Annotated in this window: 15 protein-coding genes; 9 read left to right on the top strand and 6 right to left on the bottom strand. The window is 52.5% G+C overall.

Annotated features, from left to right (window positions below):
* Together FBQ85_07370 and FBQ85_07375 are read right to left on the bottom strand one after the other, a co-directional pair.
* The coding region (locus FBQ85_07370; protein MDL1874978.1) for a hypothetical protein at positions 1–779 on the bottom strand (779 nt) is incomplete at its 3' end.
* Between the two features lie 933 nt (positions 780–1,712).
* Positions 1,713–2,444 carry a hypothetical protein gene (locus tag FBQ85_07375; protein MDL1874979.1) on the bottom strand — a complete coding sequence of 244 codons (732 nt, stop codon included), beginning with the start codon at positions 2,442–2,444 and terminating at the stop codon, positions 1,713–1,715.
* 575 nt (positions 2,445–3,019) lie between these two features.
* Between FBQ85_07375 and FBQ85_07380 the strand changes: the two genes are divergently transcribed.
* The 6 genes from FBQ85_07380 (at position 3,020) to FBQ85_07405 (ending at position 14,362) form a co-directional block, all read left to right on the top strand.
* Positions 3,020–3,820, top strand: a complete 801-nt coding sequence (locus tag FBQ85_07380) for a hypothetical protein (GenBank protein MDL1874980.1) — start codon at positions 3,020–3,022, stop codon at positions 3,818–3,820.
* A gap of 1 nt (position 3,821) precedes the next feature.
* Positions 3,822–5,009 (top strand): hypothetical protein, encoded by a 1,188-nt coding sequence (locus FBQ85_07385; protein MDL1874981.1) that lies wholly within the window; start codon positions 3,822–3,824, stop codon positions 5,007–5,009.
* A gap of 421 nt (positions 5,010–5,430) precedes the next feature.
* Positions 5,431–7,785, top strand: coding sequence for a glucosamine-6-phosphate deaminase (locus FBQ85_07390; protein ID MDL1874982.1), 2,355 nt, complete (start codon positions 5,431–5,433; stop codon positions 7,783–7,785).
* Between the two features lie 61 nt (positions 7,786–7,846).
* Positions 7,847–8,320, top strand: a complete 474-nt coding sequence (locus FBQ85_07395; protein ID MDL1874983.1) for a universal stress protein — start codon at positions 7,847–7,849, stop codon at positions 8,318–8,320.
* A gap of 248 nt (positions 8,321–8,568) precedes the next feature.
* Entirely contained in the window at positions 8,569–12,243 is a 3,675-nt protein-coding gene (locus tag FBQ85_07400; protein MDL1874984.1) for a hypothetical protein, read from the top strand.
* 658 nt (positions 12,244–12,901) lie between these two features.
* Entirely contained in the window at positions 12,902–14,362 is a 1,461-nt protein-coding gene (locus FBQ85_07405) for a nitrate reductase (protein ID MDL1874985.1), read from the top strand.
* Between the two features lie 175 nt (positions 14,363–14,537).
* Here the strand turns inward: FBQ85_07405 and FBQ85_07410 are convergent, their stop codons facing one another.
* Positions 14,538–16,046, bottom strand: coding sequence for a sodium:solute symporter family protein (locus FBQ85_07410; protein MDL1874986.1), 1,509 nt, complete (start codon positions 16,044–16,046; stop codon positions 14,538–14,540).
* Between the two features lie 141 nt (positions 16,047–16,187).
* On the opposite strand from FBQ85_07410, the gene FBQ85_07415 reads away from it, so the two are divergent.
* The gene (locus tag FBQ85_07415) at positions 16,188–16,469 is read left to right on the top strand and encodes a hypothetical protein (GenBank protein ID MDL1874987.1); all 282 of its coding nucleotides are present in this window, start codon (positions 16,188–16,190) and stop codon (positions 16,467–16,469) included.
* A 75-nt stretch (positions 16,470–16,544) separates the two neighbouring features.
* Positions 16,545–16,763 carry a hypothetical protein gene (locus tag FBQ85_07420; GenBank protein MDL1874988.1) on the top strand — a complete coding sequence of 73 codons (219 nt, stop codon included), beginning with the start codon at positions 16,545–16,547 and terminating at the stop codon, positions 16,761–16,763.
* A gap of 205 nt (positions 16,764–16,968) precedes the next feature.
* On the opposite strand, the gene FBQ85_07425 is transcribed toward FBQ85_07420, so the two are convergent.
* The 3 genes from FBQ85_07425 to modA all read right to left on the bottom strand — a co-directional run bounded on the left by FBQ85_07425 (position 16,969) and on the right by modA (position 19,044).
* A complete protein-coding gene (locus FBQ85_07425) occupies positions 16,969–17,544 on the bottom strand; it encodes an SRPBCC domain-containing protein (protein ID MDL1874989.1) in 576 nt (191 codons plus the stop codon).
* Positions 17,545–17,574: 30 nt separating this feature from the next.
* Positions 17,575–18,192, bottom strand: coding sequence for a molybdate ABC transporter permease subunit (gene modB / locus FBQ85_07430; protein ID MDL1874990.1), 618 nt, complete (start codon positions 18,190–18,192; stop codon positions 17,575–17,577).
* A gap of 87 nt (positions 18,193–18,279) precedes the next feature.
* Positions 18,280–19,044, bottom strand: a complete 765-nt coding sequence (gene modA, locus FBQ85_07435; protein MDL1874991.1) for a molybdate ABC transporter substrate-binding protein — start codon at positions 19,042–19,044, stop codon at positions 18,280–18,282.
* Between the two features lie 386 nt (positions 19,045–19,430).
* Here modA and FBQ85_07440 point away from each other — a divergent pair, with 386 nt between their 5' ends.
* The gene (locus FBQ85_07440) at positions 19,431–20,780 is read left to right on the top strand and encodes an adenylate/guanylate cyclase domain-containing protein (protein MDL1874992.1); all 1,350 of its coding nucleotides are present in this window, start codon (positions 19,431–19,433) and stop codon (positions 20,778–20,780) included.
* Positions 20,781–20,817 lie beyond the last annotated feature (37 nt).

Here is a 20,817-nt window from a genome sequence, read left to right on the forward strand (position 1 = left end):
ATTTGTTCAATTCCGGATGAAGCCGGTTTGGTCTGCCCTTCTGCAAATGTGATCTCGCTCAACAAATACGATTCTCCGATTTCTGCCCAGAATTCAGGCTTCGTATCCGGGCAACCGTCGGCATCTTCGTAGCCGTTCTGGGTTTCCGCCTCGCCCGGACAATTGTCCGCTTCATCGGCCACGCCGTCGCGATCGCTATCCGCAGCCAGCGCATTCGAGAACAAACCGCGAACTTCAGCGCCGTCGCTCAGGCCGTCGCCGTCGCTGTCGCGGCGCATGGGATTGGTGCGGTAGCGCGCGACTTCGTCGCCGTCGGACAAGCCGTCGCCGTCGGTGTCCGGCCGCAGAGGATTGGTATGCGTTTCGCGCAATTCCACGCGATCGTCCAGGCCGTCGCGATCGCTATCGCGATGATTGGGATCGGTATGGTATTTTTTAAGCTCATCGAAATCCGACAAGCCATCGTTGTCAGAATCAGCGTCTGTAGGATTCGTGTGATAAATATTGATCTCGTCGCTGTCGATCAAACCATCTTTGTCGCTGTCGGGCGATTTGGGATTGGTGCCGAATGTTTTTTCCTCGTCATCCGAGAGGCCGTCGCCGTCTTTGTCGATGCGCGGTTTGACTGTCGTAGAAGCCGTGCCGGTGGAAATATAATTCATGGCTTGAACAATGGCGAAAGCAGAATCAAAGGAAGGAAGCAGCGGCGAGGAGAAAAACAGCGGCAAAAACAGCATGAGGATTACAGCGCGTATCAGCCGTGTGAATTTGTTCGGCATAGCTGGCTCCCGATTTAAGTTCTGACAGCCATAAATTTGAATTTTCGTAAGAATTTAGTCGTTTGAAGTTTTCGCCCACTGAATTGGAGATCTCACTGAATTGAACTCAAAAAGCTTAATTTCTGTGGGAGCTCTATTTCTGTGAGCGGTTTTTTTGTTCGGGGTTCATTTAGCTAAATTCTTGCGAATTTTCTAGAATTCAACCGATATGCGTGAGGGTTGATTTTGGCAACCGTTCGCTCGCAACCAAAAGCAAAGCTTGTGCCGTCTTTCCGGGCATTGCTCAATTGTGTGCGAGACCTGGCAGTTTGATGCGTATTGCGTCCGGCTCTCGAAGGTACAAATGAGACGGTACAAGTGAAATAATTTTTAGGAATTAGGTTGAAAAAATAAAAAAGAATTTCTGACTTCGTGGAGAGAAGTTTTTGGCGGATAAAAGAGGGGTGGAAGTTGTCGGACTGGGATTGGTTAAGCCCGCCATTCAAGTGCATAACTGACTCAAAATTGGCCAGGCGGGAAGCAATTTGCCTCGCCTGAGACGAATGAGAAACTTATTCGCGCTAAAGGATGTCCGAAAATAAAACATTGTTCTGCCGGCCCAAAGAAGTTATGTGTGAAATGAAGACTGCGGGCAATTTTCAATCGCAGCTATGAATTCTGCAAAGCAGCGATTGTTGACGCACAGCATATAAAAATTTCTATTGAATAACAAATGTTTTTTGTTACAAAAATGTTAAAAGCGAGCTGCCCTCATCCCGGGCTTGTGGCCGGCTAATTCATTGTCGGCTGAGCTTGTAGAAGCCGGCATATGGCGATAGGCCAGTTCGCGATAAAACTAAAACTCTCTATCGTCTGAGCATCGTCGTGTGTGAGACCCGAAGCAAGTTGATGTGCCGAAATTTTTCTTCACCTTATGCCATGAAGTCCATCGCCTCAATACTTCGCAACCAAATAGGCGCCTAATGCCACCCGCACGATATCCAACGCCGGCCGAGACCACCGGGACAATTCAATGCGATGGTCTTTTCCCGTGAGATCGAAAATGACAATGCTGTCGGTTGTATGTTTTCTGTCATAATCGAACCAAACATTGTGCAACGCCTTGTCATAAATGAGATTTTGTATAAACCAATAAATCAGAACGGCGCCGGTAGCGCGCAAAGCAAAATGTTTCAGAGATACCCGTTCCTGCCCCAGCTCAACGCCGGCGCTGAATCCGGCGGCCAGATAACCAAGATGCGCCAAATTTTTCACGAAATGCCAATGCCGCGAATTTGCGCCAAACAAATACGTATCGCGATTGCCTGCATCCTGAATGGCATCTTGATAATGATCGAAGAAAGCCGCCCACCAAAACGCCCCCAATCCTCCCCATTTTAACAGCGGTGAGTTTTTGTTTTTTGATGCCGGGTTGTTCGCCGGCACATGCGACAGGCTTGGCCACAATTGAAATGCCTGCGCTGAAAAGTCCTGCGCATACCTTCTCTCCGGCATGAGGCGCTGCCTGGCTGCTGCGTTCAACAGCAATTCTGTCAAAAGGAATTGCGCGACTGTGTTGGTATCGGCAAGCAGCGGAAGAAGGTCGCAAACGAAATCTCCCGGCTGGCTTCGGCAAAGCCCCTCGCCTTTGGTCTGATTGAAAGCAAATGAATGCCAATCCCGCATAGTTCGGAAGGAACAAGAGTCCGAATTTGCTTTGATCGTGGCTGGGGCGTCAGCATTTGTTTGAGAGCTTGCGACTGTTGCGATTTGGACGGCGGCGAGCGTGAGTACTAGCGCACACTTCACGCGCGTGAAAGGAATCCTGGCAATGTGCATCGGACGTCACCGTGATTCTGATGGGAATGCTTGCCGGAAGGCAGGAGTCTCAACATGCAAGAAGAGCGAGGAAAGCCGTCGGGAAAGGAAATTGCCGCTGTCGAAGATCATCCTTACAACGGCTCCCCGCCTGTATCCCGCCGATTGATGGGATTGCATTGGCGATCAACATAGCCACCTGTTCTTGAAAAGTCAAGCCTAAGCTTTTTGCCGTTCGGTGGCGCGCCGTTAGAAAACAAGAGCCTGTGTTTCCGCAAGCTTGCAGACGTGTTGCTATAACCTTTCAAGCTCGGCATTGTTTTCATGCCGGGTTGGGCCATTTTTGCTAACAAAGGCTACCCACGGATTCACGCCAATTCAAATTCAAGCCCACGGGCAAAACTGAAAAACGTTTAAAGAAAGCATGGAGGAGCGTGTTTCGCATGAATGCGCATCATAAGTTTCTTAAAGCCTTTTTGCTTTGCGTCATTGTCGCGTTTACTCCGGCTTTGCGCGGCCAGCATATTTCCGACATCAAAATGCGGTATTCCGGCACCGCCATTACCGAAGCCAAACTTGAAAACGTCGGCACACTGCCGGTGGATTTCTACCGGCAGAATCTGGAAGTGGAAGTGGGATTGGGTCAGACTTTTGTCGGCATGTCCTATCAATATGCCACCAAGAAAAAACACAGCCAAAAGCCCGGCAACAAATTCGGCAAAGTCGAAGATGGCACGATGCTAACCGCCGGTTACAATCATATTTTTTCTGATCGGGTTCGTTTGGAAACACAAGGGCGCGTGGAAATTTGGGGCGATACCAATCCTGCGCACGCTTTGCACGCGGCGGAGACTGACCTGCGCATGAATCTGATCATGTTCGATGCCGATGGCGCGATGTTTCTGGGAGAGAGCCCCATTTTCCCCTCGTTGCAAGCGGGAGTGAGCCTGAACAAATTCGGCCGCGTGCAAGCTACGGCAGGCGCCAGTTTTTGGTGGAGCGGATTGGGTTTCTATCTGGCCGGATACCAAGCCCTAAATGGCGTGGAAGAAGCGCTGAATCCCGGCAGTGATGCCGACAAGGCATTTGCGAATTTGAAAAACAGCGGCGTCAGCCTGGGGTTGACGTATGAGCTGGGCGGTTTTCAGGTTTTGCTCAAGCACAATTATGCCATCATGAACGGCGGCAATGACCTGACCTTGGGTTTGCAGTATCAATACTTCTTCCGGCACAACAGGAGATAATATGACAGCTCTCGGCTTACGGGTTGCGTTCGGCGTGTTGGCGTGCGCGCTGCTTGGAATGTCGCCTGCGGCTGAAGCGCAATGGGCGATCATCAAAAAGTCGCTGCCTCCAGAAGTGAGAATTTTGGAGGAAACGAACACGCGTTTGGTGTTAGGCCGGGAGGACGATTCCACTGCGACCGTGGTGATGACAATCAAGCCGGCAGGCGATGCGGATCTGCACGGCGGATCAGAAGCCCGGCGCGGCGGCAATGTCTATCGCGTTTGGATCACAACCGAAAACTTTTGGCAGAAACCATATCTTGCCGAAGACGGCGGCAGGAAATTTTTCGGTGAGAGACTGGTGAAAGCATTCCGCCGGGAGGAAGGTCTCACGCCTCCACCGCCGGCAGAGCCGGATCCCCAAGAACAGCAAGAATTGCTTGCTGCTGACACCCTTAAACCGCCACCGGTTGCTCAGGCGGAGCCGGCAGAGCCTCCGATTGAGGAAGAAATTGTCGATAGTACCGTCGTGGACACGCCGCAAGTGGTTGCATCCGATGAAGTGTTTGAGGAAGCGCCCGAGCCACCAGGAGAATCACAACAAGCAGCAGAGGTGAAGGTGGGGGCAAGCGCGCCGGCTTTCGAACCAGCAACCTCTTCATACGATGAACCGGCTCCTGAAGCGGAGACTGAGTGGAAGTGGACCGAGCCGGCTGATTCGCCCATCGTTGAAGAACAACCGGCAGAATCGCAAAATTCATTTCAACAAGCGCCCCCTGAGAAAGAAGAAGCTCAGCCGATGCCCACGGTGAAGGTTCCGTCGCGATTATTCGAAGGCAGTGGCGCCCTGGCAGCGATCAGCGCAATTGCCGCGTTGATTTTATTGCCGGTTTTAAGCGTGGTTTTTTCGCCCACTTTCCGCGCTCGCTACTGCATGTTTCGCGGCGAACCCGCGCGCGCAGCCGTGCTCTATGAAACGATTCTGGCCCGGCGCCCCGGCAAAACCAAGCTCTACGTCGAGCTTGCGAATGCCTATTTGCTGCTGGGCCGCCAGGATGATCAAGCTATGCGGATCTTCAAAATCGTTTTGCAATTGCAGCCGTCGGTTAAAAATAGCGATGCGATCAAGGCCATCATCACGCAAAAATTTTTGCACAAAGGCAAGATGGACGACGAAAAAACCGAGCATCCCAAGTCGAGCTCGTGATCCGCGCAGTAACGGACTTATGGCAAAGCTTTGATCATAGCATAACACGTTCCCGAAGAATCATCGGATTTTCGCAATACGGTAAGCCATAAAGCATTCAAAGTCAGAATAAAATTCTGAAAGTTATTGGCCCACAAATTTGAATTCCCACAACAGTAAAAAGCTTTTTTGTGGGATTACAACTTTGCTTTGCTTTAAACCCGCCCGCGCGGGCTTCTGCTTTATATCCCTTTGCAATCACCCTGCCATACCGTCACAATTTTTGATTGGTTACATCTCCTCAGAAACCTCATTTCTATATTCCTCGTTTTGTCCTCTTGCATTCTAAGCGAGTCATGCTTAGATTAAGTCCGGCGTATTTGTTCATTCACGCTTCAACTTACCGCAACGATAATAGAATTATTTCATTTCAGGATTGGCCATGTCTAAACGCCCGCCCGCTGATTTGACTGCCGTCGAGCGTGTGGCTCTGCAAGCCTCGCCCTTTCAAGCGCTCTATTCGCCCACGGAAAAAATCAAAACCATCGTTGTCGCCAATTTCCCCGCGCTCGGCAAGCTGGCGGCCATGCGTTTCATCGAATGGGTGCAACACAATCCCGGCGGCGTGATTTCATTGCCCACCGGCAAAACGCCGGAACACTTCATCAAATGGGTGACCTATTTGTTGGCGAATTGGATGCAGCGCGAGGTGCAAAGTGAGCTTGAAAAAAACGGCGTCGATCCGGCGCGCATGCCCGAGATGAAAAGCCTGCACTTCGTGCAAATCGACGAATTCTACCCCATCAATCCCGCGCAACACAACAGCTTTTTTTACTATGTCAATAAATTTTATTTGCAAGGCTTTGGACTCGATCCGCAAAAAGCCTTGCTGATCGATTGCTCAAAGATCGGGCTGGCCCCGCATGAAACCTTGAGCACCATTTGGCCGGACGACGAGGTGAATCTCGAGCTCCGCTATAAACAGGGCAAAAATGCGGCGGAACGCCAGCAACAACGCGTGCTGCAGAAAATCGATCAATGGTGCCAGGAATATGAAGATACGATTCGCCGGTTGGGCGGCATCGGTTTTTTTCTCGGCGGCATCGGCCCGGACGGCCACATCGGTTTCAATGTGCGCGGCTCGGATCATTACAGCACAACGCGCCTGACGCCGACGAATTACGAAACGCAAGCCGCCGCCGCGACCGATCTCGGCGGTATTGAAGTTTCGCGCAAGCGTCTGGTTATCACCATCGGATTGGGAACCATCACCTACAATCCGGACTGCGCCGCCCTCATCATCGCCGCGGGCGAGGCCAAGGCCGACATCGTCGCCAGCGCCGTGCAGAGCAACAAGGATATTTTGTATCCCGCCAGCGCTTTGCAAATCCTGCCCAATGCCCGATTCTATATCACCATGGGTGCAGCCAAACAGCTTCACGAACGCCAGCATGTTTTGCTGTTGAATGCGGAGGCAGTTGACGATCAGGAAGTCGAACGCGTCATCGTCGATCTCGCCGTGCGGCTGAATAAGCGCGTGGTGGAACTTACGGAGGATGATTTTCTGAGCGACCGCACGGCGCATGCGATTTTGGCGAAACGTCGGCAGGAGCCACAATACCTCACGAATATGGTGCATAACAGCCTGGTGGCTAAAATTGAAAAAGGCGCAAAAACATTGAACCGGACGCGTTTTTTTCACACAGAGCCGCATCACGATGATTTGATGCTCGGCTATTTGCCCTATATCGTGCGGCACGTGCGCGATGCGAGCAATACGCATTTTTTTGCGTGCCTGACCAGCGGCTTCACCGCGGTGACGAATCAGTATATGAAGCAGCAAATCAGCCGCTTGCGCGGATTTCTCTACAGCCCTGAGTTTGCGGCGTTGCAGCAAGAGGGCTATTTCGCGCCGGCAAATGATTTGGGCCGCAATCGCGATGTCTGGCAATATCTCGACGGGGTGGCGGCCAAACGCAATCGCGTGAAAGATGAAGGCACGGCGCGCCGTTTTCTGCGCAATCTCATTGAACTCTATGGCGAGCACGAATTCCCGCAAGTGCAAAAGCGTTTGAATGTTCTTGAGGATTATTTCGACAAACAATATCCCGGCAAAAAAGACGAAGAGAAAATTCAACGCCTCAAGGGCATGTGCCGCGAGTGGGAGGCGGAATGTTTGTGGGGGTATTTCGGCTGGGATCGCTCGAATGTGCTGCACCTCCGCCTGGGATTTTATACCGGCGATATTTTCACGCAGGAGCCGACGGTCGAGCGTGATGTTGTGCCGGTGTTGAACGCGCTCGAAGACGTGCGGCCCGACATCGTGACGGTGGCGCTCGATCCCGAAGCCAGCGGCCCGGATACGCATTACAAAGTCCTGCAAGCGATTACGGAAGCCTTGCGGCGCTATGAAAAGCAAGCCGGGCGCGGGGATATCACGGTCTGGGGTTATCGCAATGTGTGGTTCCGTTTTCATCCGAGCGAGGCGAATATTTACGTGCCGGTGTCGCTCAACATGTTTTCCATCATGCAAAATGCGTTCATGAACACCTTCATCTCACAAAAGGACGCCTCCTTCCCCAGCTATGAACACGACGGCCCGTTTTCGGAATTGGCGCAAAAGATTCAAGCCGAGCAATATCAGCGCATCAAGATTTGCCTGGGACGCAAGTGGTTTCACGAGCATGAAAGCGCGATGATTCGCGCGACGCGCGGTTTGGTTTTTTTGAAGGAGATGAACTTGCAGGAATTCTATCAGCGCAGCCGCGAGCTGAAACAGATGGCGGAGAATCGCTGAGGGAGTTGCACAAGTTGTGGTGGTTGACGAATTTTTATCGGTGGCGAAAGGACGGCTAGATATGAAGTTGAAGAAAATCCTTGTGTGTACAGATTTTTCCGACAGCGCCAAGCGCGCGGTTGATTATGCGGCGAAACTGGCGGAAGCGAATCATGCGAAGCTCGTGGTGTTGACGGTTCTGCCGGATTTGTTGCTGTCGGATGAAGAGTTGGTTATGGCGCGGGTGAACGTGGAAAGTATAAGGGCAGAAAGCCAAAAGCAGATCGCGGCAGCGCAAGCCAAACTGGTGAAACACATGCGCCCGGCGGCGCTGAAAAAACTGCGGCCGCAATTCATCGTGCGCGACGGCAAGCCATTTGTCGAGATTATCCGCACGGCAAAAGAATTGAAGGCTGATTTGATCGTCATCTCCAGTCACGGCCAAAGCCGGCTCGCGGAAATGCTGCTGGGCAGCACCACCGAGCGTGTGGTGCAGAAAGCGCCGTGTTCGGTGCTGGTGGTGCGCGAAGCCCAGCATGAGTTCAAGATGCCGTGATTAAGCTGATACAAGCTATTAAGAATCTTTTATTAAGCGCTGGGGTTTAGGCAGTAGTATTAGCGGCGGGCTTCTTATTATCCCTCCCGTTCCTCCTCATTCGCATGCACAGATTTGTGAGATTTTTTCCTCACAGTGTGTCTTCATGTTGTACAGATTCTAAAGTGCTATACTGATAGGCATGCTGACGGTGCTTTCCGTCATAATCACTTCAATAAGGCGCCAATTCCAATAATTAGGGAGGGGCCATGGAAGCTATTCTTTCAATATCAGCAATCATTGTTTTATTCGTACAGGGCATTTCGATTTTAATCCAAATCGGACTTTCCTCACACCTCCGATTGTTTGGCCTTCTGACGATTGGAATTGCACTCCTCGGCCTGATCGGGCATACACTATATTTCTCCGGTGTTCTGGTGTTCAGTCCGGAATTTAGTCTATTGATGGTGCAGGGCTTGCCCGCGCGCGTGGGGTTGTTGGCTTTACTCGTCGGCTTTCCGCTGATGATCGGCTTGGGTTGGGCTGTCGCACGCGGCGCCGCGAAACGGCCTTTGCGCTTGCCCTGGTTGTTGAGTCTGGCAATTCTCACGGGCGCGCTTGCGGCCAACAGCTTGCAGGTTCTCAATCGGGATGACCTTGAGCCACTGCACGTGTATTCCTACACGCTATTGCACCCGCTTTTGCTGATTTGGATGACGATCGGCTTGCTGGAGAGCGGCTTGACGCTGCTGCATCTGCGCCACCGGCTGATGCGCGCCTGGCTGGCTTCGCTGGCGGCCGTGATCTTGAGCGTGTGGGCGCTGCTGCAACCGCCGCTGTTGGATACGGTTGGGATGCGGAATTTGTGGGAAGCCATTTTCCTGTTTTCGCTCGTCATCAGCGCCGGCCTTGCCGGCTTGCACGTGCTGGAGTTTTGGGGCGTCACTTTGCCCCGGCGATGGGTCTGGCTGAAATTGGTTTTGTTTGCGGTCTGGGGCATGATCGGCTTTTACGGCGCTAAACAATTTCTCAACGCCCCGGCGGGCGATACCCCGGGTTTTGGCCCCGGCCTCGCCAAAGCATTGCTTTCGCTCTCGCCCTGGCTGCTTCTGCCGGTTTGCGCCGTTTTCATGGGGCTAGCTTACCGGCTGTTTCACCTCATCAAAAATCACTCGCAGGAGTGGATTGAGCGCATCAAGCCCGCGCCCCGACAAATTTTGCTGCTGCTCACCATCGCCGTGATTGCGGCCAGTCTGAGCGGCATTTTTTACGATGTTGCGAACGTTCCCGCCGGGCTTGCGCTCATTTCATTCTTCATTGCCTGGATTTTTCTGATCGAGCTCGTTACGGACGGTGTCTTGTATTGTTTCTATTCTTACCTGCGCAAAGGCAGACCACTGTCCGATGATTTGGTGATACGAACGGGGCTGCCGGCAATCTGGAAAGCGATTGTTTTCGTTGTCTCGGCGCTGGGGAATTGGATCAAAAGCTTCTTCAGCGGCAGCGCCACCGGGGTGATCTTGAAGGCGCTCGCGTGCCTTGCCCTCTTGATCGCGCTGAATGAAATCCCCAATGCCGGCCGCACACTGATTCAGCCTTTCAGTGAGCCGCGGCTGAAAGAGCAGGACACGTTCGGCCTCACCATCTCCGAGCGCGTATGCGGCACTCTCAGCCTGCAAAGCCAGGAGTTGCAAACCGATGTCATCATTCCTTTGGATTTGTCCAACGGGAAGAATGCCGGCGGCGAAAAACTCAAGTTCATTCCCGGCGGCAGTAACGTGAATAATTTAGAAGTGGCGCTGGCCGAAACGGATTTGTCTCTTGGCCCGATTACGATTCCGGTCGGCTTATTGGTTGCGCCGATTCAAAGCCCCATGCGGTCCTTGCTGGGCGTGCGCATCGTTGAAGGAAGGTTGTACAAAGAGCCGGACGGTTACACGCTGTTGGCCAACTCTACGCATGGCGAAAATTGGAAAGTGGATTTTCCAGGCGCAACCCCGGCAGGCGCCGCTGAAAGCTCCGACGTGGACACGATCGCCTGCCTGGCCAACGAGCTTGCTTTTAAAATTTTAAGTAACGACCCATCCCTGAGTTCCATAGGAATGACGAAATCATGGGAGGCCTTTCAAGCCTTTCAGCGCGGCTTGGAGAACATGAAAAAATTCGAATTGGGATGCTATGATTCGCTTTCCGCTGCGATTCAGGAGCTCAAAAATGCGGTGCAGCACGATCCCAAGTTTACGCTGGCGCACTATCGGCTTGGCCTGGCATTGAGAGTCGACGGCCAGCCGGTCGCCGCGGTCGATGCTTTTCGTGCCTGCGTGAGCCTCGATCCCGATTTCATTGCCGGAAAAAACGCTTTGGCGTATACGCTGTTCAATGTTGACTCTTATTATCCTTCCTCAGCCGCCGGTGTTGCCGACAACTCTTCCCAGCCGGATCGCCGCAGCATTGAGCCGCGCCAGTTGTGGCAGCAAATCATCCTGATGCCCAGCACGCCCGCCACTTTATCCGATCGCGCCTCGGCCTGCTATGGCCTGGGTTTGCACGCGCTGGTCTCGGGGCATCGCCTCTGGCCTCCGGATTCCACGCAGGCCCTCTACACGCTCGCCTATTTTTATTGCAAGCGGGCCGAGCGGCTCTATGAAAAACTGGCGGTTGATTTTGAGCGGCGCCCCGTGCCCATCAAGGAGGCTACGGCTTCGGTTCTAAGCGTGATCGGTATTGCCTTGAACAGCAGCCATCGCACGTATGAAAGCAAAGAGACAGAATGCTGGCATTGCTCCGACAATACGCTTGTCCTCGATTCAGCTCTGGAGCAGGGGAAAATCTCCGAGCGCTCGATCATGAAAAGCCCGTATAGCCGCGCCGCCCTGGGCTACTTCAATCGCGCGTTGTCCATGCTGTCGAACGACCCGGTCATTCAGTGTTACGCCGCCAGCACGGCTTTTGCGCTGGGCGAAACGGCCGCGATGGAAAAACTGAATAACAACACCAATGCGCATTATTACCTGGCACAAGAATATGGCCAAGAAGCACGGCAGGCGGCCTCCGATTTTGAAGCTGATCACCGGGCGGCCAAGCTGTATTATATTCTGGCTCTGCAAGAGTATCAAGCGGCCATTGATCTCGATCGCACCAATTTAGAGGCGATGAACAATTATGCCTATACCTACTGGGACTGGTTTGTCAATTCCAGGAAATCTCAGAACAATCACGGAGGGGACCTTGCTTCGGATGCGATGTTGATGCCTCCTGATTCGGTTCATGCGGGAATCGGAGCGCAAGCCGCAGACTATGCCCGCCGCGCTGTAATTCTGGCCGGAAGAAAACTGGCCAAGGATCAGGCAATTTACCGCAGCACGCTCGGCGAGGTGCTGATTGGGAGTGGTGACCCGCTCTCGGCCATGAAAGAGCTTATCATCGCCGACAGCCTGGCCCCAAAGCATGCGCACTACAATGAAATCCGCCAGGATCTGGCTTATGCTTGCCACTATATCGCCCATGAAGTCGCGTTGACGCACCAAATACTGCAGTCTAATCTCCTGGAAAACGTCTTATCGCAAGGCTTGAATATTCCGGACATCGGTGAAAACTTGCAGCCCATGAAAGCGGAAGCACTGATTGCGATGCAAGGGGATTTGGCCAGGCAGGTTCAGATGTTGGATAACGTAGCCATGAGATATCAGGTGGCGTTGCAGCAGGAGGATGATATGAATTATAATATCCTGTTTCTGCTTGCGCTCGCCAATGCCATCTATCAAAAAATTTCAAGCGATGAGCAGACCCGGGAAAACCAGCCTTTTACCTCGCAGCCGGGATCATTGAACCCATTTAACTCGTTTTTGGATTGTTGTCAGAAGGAGGCCCAATGGCAAAATGTGATACAAGCAATTGCCGAGAGGCGTCACTATTCCGGGGAACTGGCGACAAAAATGCAATAGAGAAAATTTTACACCGGACCTCTTTTTCTGTAAACGAATCAATTTCTATGCTCCGGCTGCAAAAAAGTCTAGGCACGTATGGTAAACCAGTGGCTGGCTTCACGAAATAATGAATGTTATATGCCGGGGCCTTATGACATGAAATTTCAAAAAATCCAAGCCAGTCATGCGTAGGGCCGGCTTGCTGATGTTGCATAGCAAAGTCGCGGGAATTGTGTACTCGTTGTGAAATAGGTCTAAATTCTGCTGGCTTTTCTACTACACTTATTTTCAAAACTCTTCACATTCGCCCCCCCGTTGCCTCAGTAATTTTTCTTTGACTTGTTGCACGATTTTCTGTTTATTCGCAGCCATTGTCAATTTGTAATTGTTCGGTGATTTTGAGAAGACAAGATTATCTGGGACAACATGATGAAAATCTTCGTGCGGCAGCAAATTCGAATCTTCACCGTCAGCAGTTGAATCATTAGATCAATTTTTGGAATTTGTCATCTTCAGCGAGTCGTGAACGCCTTCAAATTCGTTCGTGGTGTCATCTTGCCTGGCTCTAGCGGTGTCTTGCGGAAATTAATTTAGCGGTTAATTCTAAAAATTCCCCGAGGGAGGCTTTGTGAAAAACGATCTCGATCTGCAACAAATCTCTGCGACCCGTGCGGATATGGTGGGCTCCGATCTTTACAACGAAGATCTGGCGCCGACAACGCTGGCGCAACGAACCTGGTCGATGTGGAACATCGCGGCATTATGGGTGGGCATGGCCGTGTGCATCCCAACGTATATGGTTGCTGCGGGCTTAATCGATAGCGGCATGAGCTGGGGGCAGGCGTTGTTTACGATTATCCTGGGGAATCTCATCGTGCTCGTGCCCATGATGCTCAACGCGCATGCCGGCACGAAATACGGCATTCCGTTTCCGGTGCTGCTGCGCGCTTCGTTCGGCACCATCGGCTCCAACATTGCGGCATTGATGCGCGCCATCGTAGCGTGCGGTTGGTTCGGTATTCAAACGTGGATTGGCGGCAGCGCGATTTATGCGCTGCTGGGCGTGTTATTCGGCTTGCGCCCCGGCGTTGATGACACGATCATTTCCTGGCTCGGCATCTCATTGCCGCAATTCGGGTGTTTCATGATTTTCTGGGCGATCAATGTTGCCATCATTCTCGCCGGCACGGAATCCATTCGCTGGCTGGAGACATTGTCCGCGCCGTTTTTGCTGGCGATTGGTTTGGGCCTGCTGTATTGGGCAATGAGTAACGCCGGCGGCCTGAGCAATATTCTTTCCGCAGAAACCATCGCCAAAGTCAAATCTGCTGCCGGCGCGGAGAATGTTTCGTTTTGGAAAATCTTCTTTCCCTCGCTAACCGGCATGATCGGCTTTTGGGCCACGCTCTCGCTCAACATCCCCGATTTTACCCGCTTCAGCCGCAGTCAACGCGATCAAATGCTCGGGCAGGCCATCGGCTTGCCCACGACCATGGGGCTTTATTCTTTTATCGGTATTGCGGTCACGTGCGCGACCGTCATCATTTACGGCCAGGCGATTTGGGATCCCGTGCAATTGTTGTCGAAATTCGATGCGCCCATCACTGTAATACTTTCTTTATTTTCGATTACGATTGCAACCTTGACGACCAACATCGCAGCCAATGTGGTCTCGCCTGCCAATGATTTTTCCAATCTGCGACCAACGTTGATTTCCTTCAAAACCGGCGGCTTGATCACCGCGGTGATCGGAATCTTCATCATGCCGTGGCATTTGTTGAGCAATTTGGGCAATTATATTTTTGTTTGGCTGATCGGATATAGCGCGCTGCTGGGCCCCATTGGCGGCATTATGATTTGTGATTATTTCATCATTCGTCGCGGTCGCTTAAAGGTGGAAGATCTCTACAGCCGCAGGGGCGAGTACTCCTATCAAAACGGCGTCAACTGGAAGGCCGTGCTCGCGCTCGGCCTGGCAATTCTGCCCAACGTCCCCGGTTTCATCAATGCCGCAACGAAAGCGCAGGTTTTCCCGGCGTTTTTCGATCAGCTCTACACGTATTCGTGGTTCGTGGGATTGTTTTTGGCGATGGCGCTGTATTACGTGCTGATGCGAAAAAACGCAAAAAGCGCATAGCACAGCCCTTGGGACGGCACGAGTTCGATAAAAGGCGAGAACAAGAGCGAATGGAGAAAACGGAGATTTTTTCTGTTCGCTCGGTATGCTTCTGTCAAAAAAGCAAAGGCCTTTTCAGTGGGATTTCCTTTTTGTGGGCGAAACACTTTTAGGAGTTTGTTCTCTCTTTGAGAAATTAAACACGATGGCGTTTCGTTCTTGCTTTTGGGGGAATGAGTTGGGGCAACACAAAAGCGATCGCCGCTGCCAGCAGGCCCCAGAGAATATAGCCCAATTCCGTGCGCGCCAGCCAGGCGGGTTGCAGGGCGCGCAGCGGTCCGCGCGTTTCGAGAAAATAGAATAGCAACGTGCCGAGAAAACCGGTGAGAATCGCCGCATGCACCTGGCGCGGCTGTACCCGCGGAAGAAAAAGCGAGACCATTGGAATAAAAATCGTGGTCGTCAGGATGCCGGAGGAAAGATAAAAGATATCCCACAACGATTCGATGAACAGCGCATACACGAATGCCAACGCGATGGCAAGCACGGAGATATAGCGCGGCAATTTTTTGCGGAAGTTTTCGGATAAGCGCGCGGCGCCCGGCGATTGTTCCAGAATATCATATGAAAGGGAGAGCGCCATCACATTGCCGGTGGTGTCGATTGTGGACATTGACGCGGCAGACAAGCCCACCACCAAGATCACGCTCAAAACAGCCGGCGCGAAATCCTGCATCATCACGGCGAAAATCGCAGCGCCGTCCGCCAAACGGGCAGGAATTTCATTGCCCACCGGCGGGTAAAGATACAATGCCGTCATGCCGATGAGGAGCGGCCCGAGCGTGACAAACACGAATGAATTCATCGCCGCAATCGCCACGCCTTTGCGCGCCTCCGCGACCGAAGCTGCTGCCTGCAGACGAATCCAAACATCGGTGGTCACGAGCCAGCCCGGTAAATACGCGATGAATGTCATCATAATCAAAAACGGGCCCGCCGTCCACAAAGACGTTGCCGGAGTCAAGGTTTTGGGAGGCGTGGGAAGGTGAGCGAGAAATGAGGCAAAACTCGTTTGTTGCAAAACCGCGTGCAAGCCGAGCGAGGCAATCATCGCAATAAAAAAAGCCACCAGCGCGAATTGAATTTGATCGGTGACGACATCGGCTTCGAAACCGCCAAGCGCGGAATAGGCCGCCACCACCAGCGCCATGAAGAACATCATGAGATACGGCGAGGTTTGCAGCAACGGCGCCGTGATGTTTGCTGCGGCATGAATTTCGGCGCCGCACCAGATGAGATAGACGAATGCCAGCGGCGCCGCGAGCAATTGCCGCGCGCGCACGCCGAAACGCCGTCCCACCATTTCCGGCTGTGAAAAAGCCTGCATGCGGCGCAGGCGCGGTATGAGGATGAAAAAGCCCAGCATCGCCAGCAGCCAGGGGATCGCCAGCAGCCACAGCGCGCCCAGGCCATACCAGTAAAAAAGCTGTACGCCGTACACGCATGACCAACTGATCGACATCATGCTTGCGGAAATGGACAACCCCGAAGCCCAGCCCGAGAGCCGTTGCCCGGCGGTCCAGAATTCTTGGGCGCTATCGCGCTTGCCGCGTTGCGCGGCTTTGCGAAAACTAATAACCCCGACGACGACAACGATGATGCAATAAAGCGCGAAGCCGATCCAGTTTAGAATGTGTGTGGGCATGGCAAAGACGAGATAGCCAAAACTTGACTCTTATTAGAAAGTGAGCTAAGTTGCCTGCGTGGCCAGAAAAAAACATTGGGACTGTCTGCTGCCAAGTCAAAACAGAAACAACGTTAATCTACTTTGCCGGCAAGGTCAAAAATGGTGCGAGAAATAGCTTTAGAAAAAGTAGCTCTGAATCTTGAATCAGCAGTGCGTGAGATTCAGGATCATCGCGATCAATTAGTCGTTGTTCATGGCGGCAAAAGAGTCATGGCTATGATTCCAATTGATTTCTATGATCTGTGGTTCGCGGAACGGGAAAAGGCCTTCAAATATTTTGACAAACTTTCCTCGCATGACATGCACTACACCGACGAGGAGGTTGAGTCAGATGTCGAGCAGGCTATTCGAGAAACCCGCAGTCAGGATGGCAACATGTGAAAGCGCTGCTCGACACAAAATATTATTGATAAATATCCCATCCGCGAATCTGACATACAAAATCATCTTGGGGTTTTGCGTAATTTTGCCGAGATTGCCTTAGGAAAAATCCTCCTCAATGTCGTTCACGATGATCCCAAGGACAACCATGTTTTGGCTGCTGCGGTTGACACGAATAGTGGCTATCTTGTTTACGGCGATCACCATCTCCTCGATTTGAAAGAATATCAAGGTATTGAAATCCTTACTCCCCGCGCGTTTCTCTCCAACCTGGAAGGCCTTGAAGCTCAATAACCATAAAATATTTTAGCACTTTTCAATTGGATAAACAGGTTCGTAGCCTTTGCCGTCCGTGAACAATTGTTGAAGCCAATGAATTCACGTTTGCAGCAGTACCCCGAAAGAAAGGCTACAATGCCTGTGCGCGCAATTGAAAAAATGCTGTAAAAACGATTGGCCGCGAAACCCAATAAATGCTTATCGCTGTACCCTCAAAATTTTATTTCCCCTCACACTTCGCTTTCAAGCGCGCCAGGGCTTCGTTATAGGCCTTTACTTGCGCGGCAATATCAGCGTCGGTTTGCGGGCCGGACTCGGTGTAGCGCTCTTCGATGGAAACTTTGGCGCCGCTGCCTGCGGGAGTTACGCGCCAGCGCTGCTGGCAAATGTAGGTGGCATTATCCGGCTCCCACACGAAGCGCAGCTCGCTGTTCGGCTTGACATAGATCAAGATGAACGTGCCGGTATCGCCCCAGACTTTCAACTGCACGCTGTCGCCGGGTTTGGCCAGCGCTTTTGCCGGGCCTTGATAGCCGAAATTCATCACACTGCTGAGCTTGGGCAAATCCGTCAACACCGCCCACACCGCTTGCGGCGCGGCATTAACGGTGATTTCGCCGGCAAAACTTTGCCCGGTCAACTTCTTGTTTGTGGTTTGCGCAAAGCCGGCGGCGCACAAACTCAGCAGGGCAAAAATCATGAGGGTGAAACGACGCATAAGAACCTCCTTGATTTGGTGTAGGGTGTAAAGCACTTCAGAAATCAAATGCTGATCCAGCAAACGGAATAATCTCATCTGCAAGATTTTGAGGTTGGCGCGGCTTTTTCAGGCGTTATGCTCGATTTTTCTTTGAATCATCGTTATTGCCAGCAACATCACAAACGCTATCACCAGCAAAAGCAGAGCATAGGTGTGCGCCGTATCATAGTTGAGTTTTTGCACTTCATCATAAAGCGCGATGGAGGCGACTTTGGTTTTGCCGGGAATGTTGCCGCCGAGCATCACCACCACGCCGAACTCGCCGAGCGTGTGCGCGAATCCTAAAATCGCGCCGACGCCAATGCCGCGCTGTGCGAGCGGCAGCATGACATGCCGGAACGCCTGCCAGCGTGTTGCGCCTTGTGTGAGTGAAACCTCCAGCAATTCCGGCGGCACGGCTTTGAAGGCGCTTAAAATCGGCTGTACGGCATAGGGCAAGCTGTAAATCACAGAGCCGATGACCAAGCCCTCGAAACTGAACGTCAACGTTTGCCCGGTCAGCTTCACCCAAAACTCGCCGAACGGCCGTTGCGGTGAAAACAAGATCAACAAATAAAAACCGATGACGGTCGGCGGCAACACGATCGGCAGGCTGACCAGCGTTTCCAGGATCATTGCGCTGCGCCGTTTGCTGCGGCTCAAGCCATAGGCCAGCGGCGTGCCCACCAGCAGCAGCAAAATCATGACAACAAATGCCAGGCGCAACGTCAGCCACAAGGCTTGCCACAATTCCGGCGATAAGCCGCTTAAAATCTGCAAGCAAGCCTCCCCTTACTCCGGCAGGCGAAAGCCGTAGCGATTGAAGATGGCGCGCGCCGGTGCGGAGCGCAGAAAGTCGAGATAAGTTTTAGCGAGGGGATTTTCCTTCCCAATATTCGTCAACACCGCGCCTTGCTCCAGACGAGGGTGGCTGGTTTCGGGGATTTCAAAAAAACTGCCAAGGCGTGACAATTTGGGCGACAGCACCAGCGCCAACGCCACAATGCCGGCGTCAGCGTTGCCGGTTTGCACGAATTGCGCGGTTTGCGCGATATTCTCTCCCTGCACGATTTTTTTCTGGACAGTTTCCCACAGGTTATAATGTTCCAGCGCGGCTTTGGCGGCTCGGCCATATGGCGCGTGCTCGGGATTGGCAAGCGCCAGTTTTTTGATCTGTGCCTCACGCGCGATTTGCAACCCCGCCGCCACGTCAATATCGGTTTTAATCGTCCACAAAACGATGCGCCCAACGGCGTACATCGTCAAGCTACTCGAATCCGCCAGCCCGGCCTTGATCAATTCGCGCGGATATTTCATGTCGGCGGACAAAAAAACGTCGAAGGGCGCGCCGTGTTGAATTTGGGCAAAGAAATTTCCGGAAGATCCAAAGGAGACTTTCAGAACGGCGTGCGGGTGAGTTTTTTGAAATTCGGCGTTCAATTCTTCCAGGCAATAAACCAAATCCGAGGCAGCGGCCACAGCAATGGTTCCGGTTTTTTGCGCATAAACGCTCGAAACCACGCAACCGATGAACAAACAGAAGACAATTATTTTCATCCCGCAACGGCCTTTCAATCTAGTGTTTTTCCATCTCGCCGGCCTCGCGCAAAGCGCGAGAGAAATTTCGAGAGAAAATTACGTGCGGTTTTGCGTCTGCTCAATTTGTCATGCTTATTGGCAAAAGTCAAATCAAAATTTTGGAAGCTGTATCAAGCAGTTCGGGCGTCTCAAAATCAGACAAATTTGAACAAATAATCGGTGTTCTAAGCTTTTGATTATATTGGCACATTGCCCTGGCACAGGCCTTGCAAATTGACCGGGCGGTACGTGAGTAGGGATTGCGCGACCGCGCCCAAGTTTGAAAGCCGGTGTCCCTCCACCCGCCCGAGCGCTGTGAGCCAATCCATCGCAACTAATTCTGCCAAGTCATAGAGAGAGAATTCATGGACTCGAATAACAACTCTCAACCCGTTTCCGAGATGTCGGGATTCAAAAACAATTCCTGCAAGCTATCGGCGATCATGTTCACCGACATCAAGGGTTTCAGCCGGCGTATGGGCGAAAACGAACGCTTCACGCTCAAACTCCTGCGCGACCACAATCGCATCATGCGTTTTCTCGTGCGCAAGCATCGCGGCCGCATCGTGAAGAGCACCGGCGACGGTTATTTAATGGATTTCGACAGCGCGGTGGAAGCCGTGCAATGCGCCATCGAAGCACAGGAACGCTTCACGCGCTACAACTTCGACAAGCCCGAGTCGGATCAGATTCACGTGCGCATGGGCATCAACCTCGGCGAAGTCCGCATCGTGGACGGCGATTTGTTCGGCGACGAGGTCAACATCGCGGCGCGCCTGCAAACCTTGGCCGAACCCAGCGGCATTTGCATCACCCGCGAAGTTTATGAAATGGTCAAAACCAAGCTCACCATCGTTGCGGTCAACTTCGGCCCGCAAGAATTGAAAAACATCTGCCAGAAGGTTGAAGTCTTCAAAGTTTTGATAAAGCCGCTCGGGCATGCCGCCATCGAAATTGCGCCCAGCCGCCATGAAAAATTGCAGGTGAGCGAAACCCAGGTCTTTGAGCCCTATCTCGTGGGGGAATCCACGAACGGCGCGCTTGCGCATCCGCCGGCGCTGAACGGGCAGCCCAAAAATTTCCGCCACTTTTTCAAGCCGATTACTTCCCGCCCAAATTTACGCCGCGCGTTGCCGTTAGTAACCCTCGGCATTTTGCTGCCGGCGCTGTTCTTTCAGCCTGGCACCTCGCAACGCGGCTTATCCTCCGCCTCGCTCGCTTCGATTCAACAAATCGTGCCGGATACGCTGCAACGCAGAACCAATTCCACGGAAGCATCGGCTCAAACCTCACTGCTGGTGACTTATTTTGATAATCGCACGGCAGATGAACGCGATGCCTGGCTCGCCGCCGGCTTGACGGACATGCTCATTACTGATATGCAGGGTGTGAACGGTTTGCAGGTGTTGGGCCGCGCTGAACTTGAAGACGCCATGCAAACCGCGGGCGGCAAGCCTGCCGGCATGAATCTGCAATTCGCGCGCGCGGTGGCGCAACATACCGCCTCCGATCTGATGCTCTGCGGCAGCATCGTGCGCGACGGCAACACCCTGCGCTTCGACGTGCAGGTATTCGAAACACACTCCGGCGAATTGCTGCTGGCGGAAAAAGTTTCCGGCGAGAGTGTGTTGCAGATGGTGACGGACTTGTCGAATCAATTGAAGATGAAGCTGGAGCCGTTGATGATGAATCGCGCCATGTTAGCACAAAAATAGAAGCTGTTTTTACATATACACTTGCTGTTTCCTTTCC

The organism is Cytophagia bacterium CHB2, assembly GCA_030263535.1.
Lineage (GTDB): Bacteria > Zhuqueibacterota > Zhuqueibacteria > Zhuqueibacterales > Zhuqueibacteraceae > Coneutiohabitans.

What these genes read in the sequence shown, in the direction of transcription:
- FBQ85_07405 (MDL1874985.1), top strand. Translation starts at nt 12,902, where the DNA reads ATGGTGGGCTCCGATCTTTACAACGAAGATCTGGCGCCGACAACGCTG.
- FBQ85_07410 (MDL1874986.1), bottom strand. Translation starts at nt 16,046, where the DNA reads ATGCCCACACACATTCTAAACTGGATCGGCTTCGCGCTTTATTGCATC.
- modA (MDL1874991.1), bottom strand. Translation starts at nt 19,044, where the DNA reads ATGAAAATAATTGTCTTCTGTTTGTTCATCGGTTGCGTGGTTTCGAGC.
- FBQ85_07375 (MDL1874979.1), bottom strand. Translation starts at nt 2,444, where the DNA reads ATGCGGGATTGGCATTCATTTGCTTTCAATCAGACCAAAGGCGAGGGG.
- FBQ85_07395 (MDL1874983.1), top strand. Translation starts at nt 7,847, where the DNA reads ATGAAGTTGAAGAAAATCCTTGTGTGTACAGATTTTTCCGACAGCGCC.
- FBQ85_07400 (MDL1874984.1), top strand. Translation starts at nt 8,569, where the DNA reads ATGGAAGCTATTCTTTCAATATCAGCAATCATTGTTTTATTCGTACAG.
- FBQ85_07380 (MDL1874980.1), top strand. Translation starts at nt 3,020, where the DNA reads ATGAATGCGCATCATAAGTTTCTTAAAGCCTTTTTGCTTTGCGTCATT.
- modB (MDL1874990.1), bottom strand. Translation starts at nt 18,192, where the DNA reads ATGATTTTGCTGCTGCTGGTGGGCACGCCGCTGGCCTATGGCTTGAGC.
- FBQ85_07425 (MDL1874989.1), bottom strand. Translation starts at nt 17,544, where the DNA reads ATGAGATTATTCCGTTTGCTGGATCAGCATTTGATTTCTGAAGTGCTT.
- FBQ85_07440 (MDL1874992.1), top strand. Translation starts at nt 19,431, where the DNA reads ATGGACTCGAATAACAACTCTCAACCCGTTTCCGAGATGTCGGGATTC.
- FBQ85_07415 (MDL1874987.1), top strand. Translation starts at nt 16,188, where the DNA reads ATGGTGCGAGAAATAGCTTTAGAAAAAGTAGCTCTGAATCTTGAATCA.
- FBQ85_07390 (MDL1874982.1), top strand. Translation starts at nt 5,431, where the DNA reads ATGTCTAAACGCCCGCCCGCTGATTTGACTGCCGTCGAGCGTGTGGCT.
- FBQ85_07385 (MDL1874981.1), top strand. Translation starts at nt 3,822, where the DNA reads ATGACAGCTCTCGGCTTACGGGTTGCGTTCGGCGTGTTGGCGTGCGCG.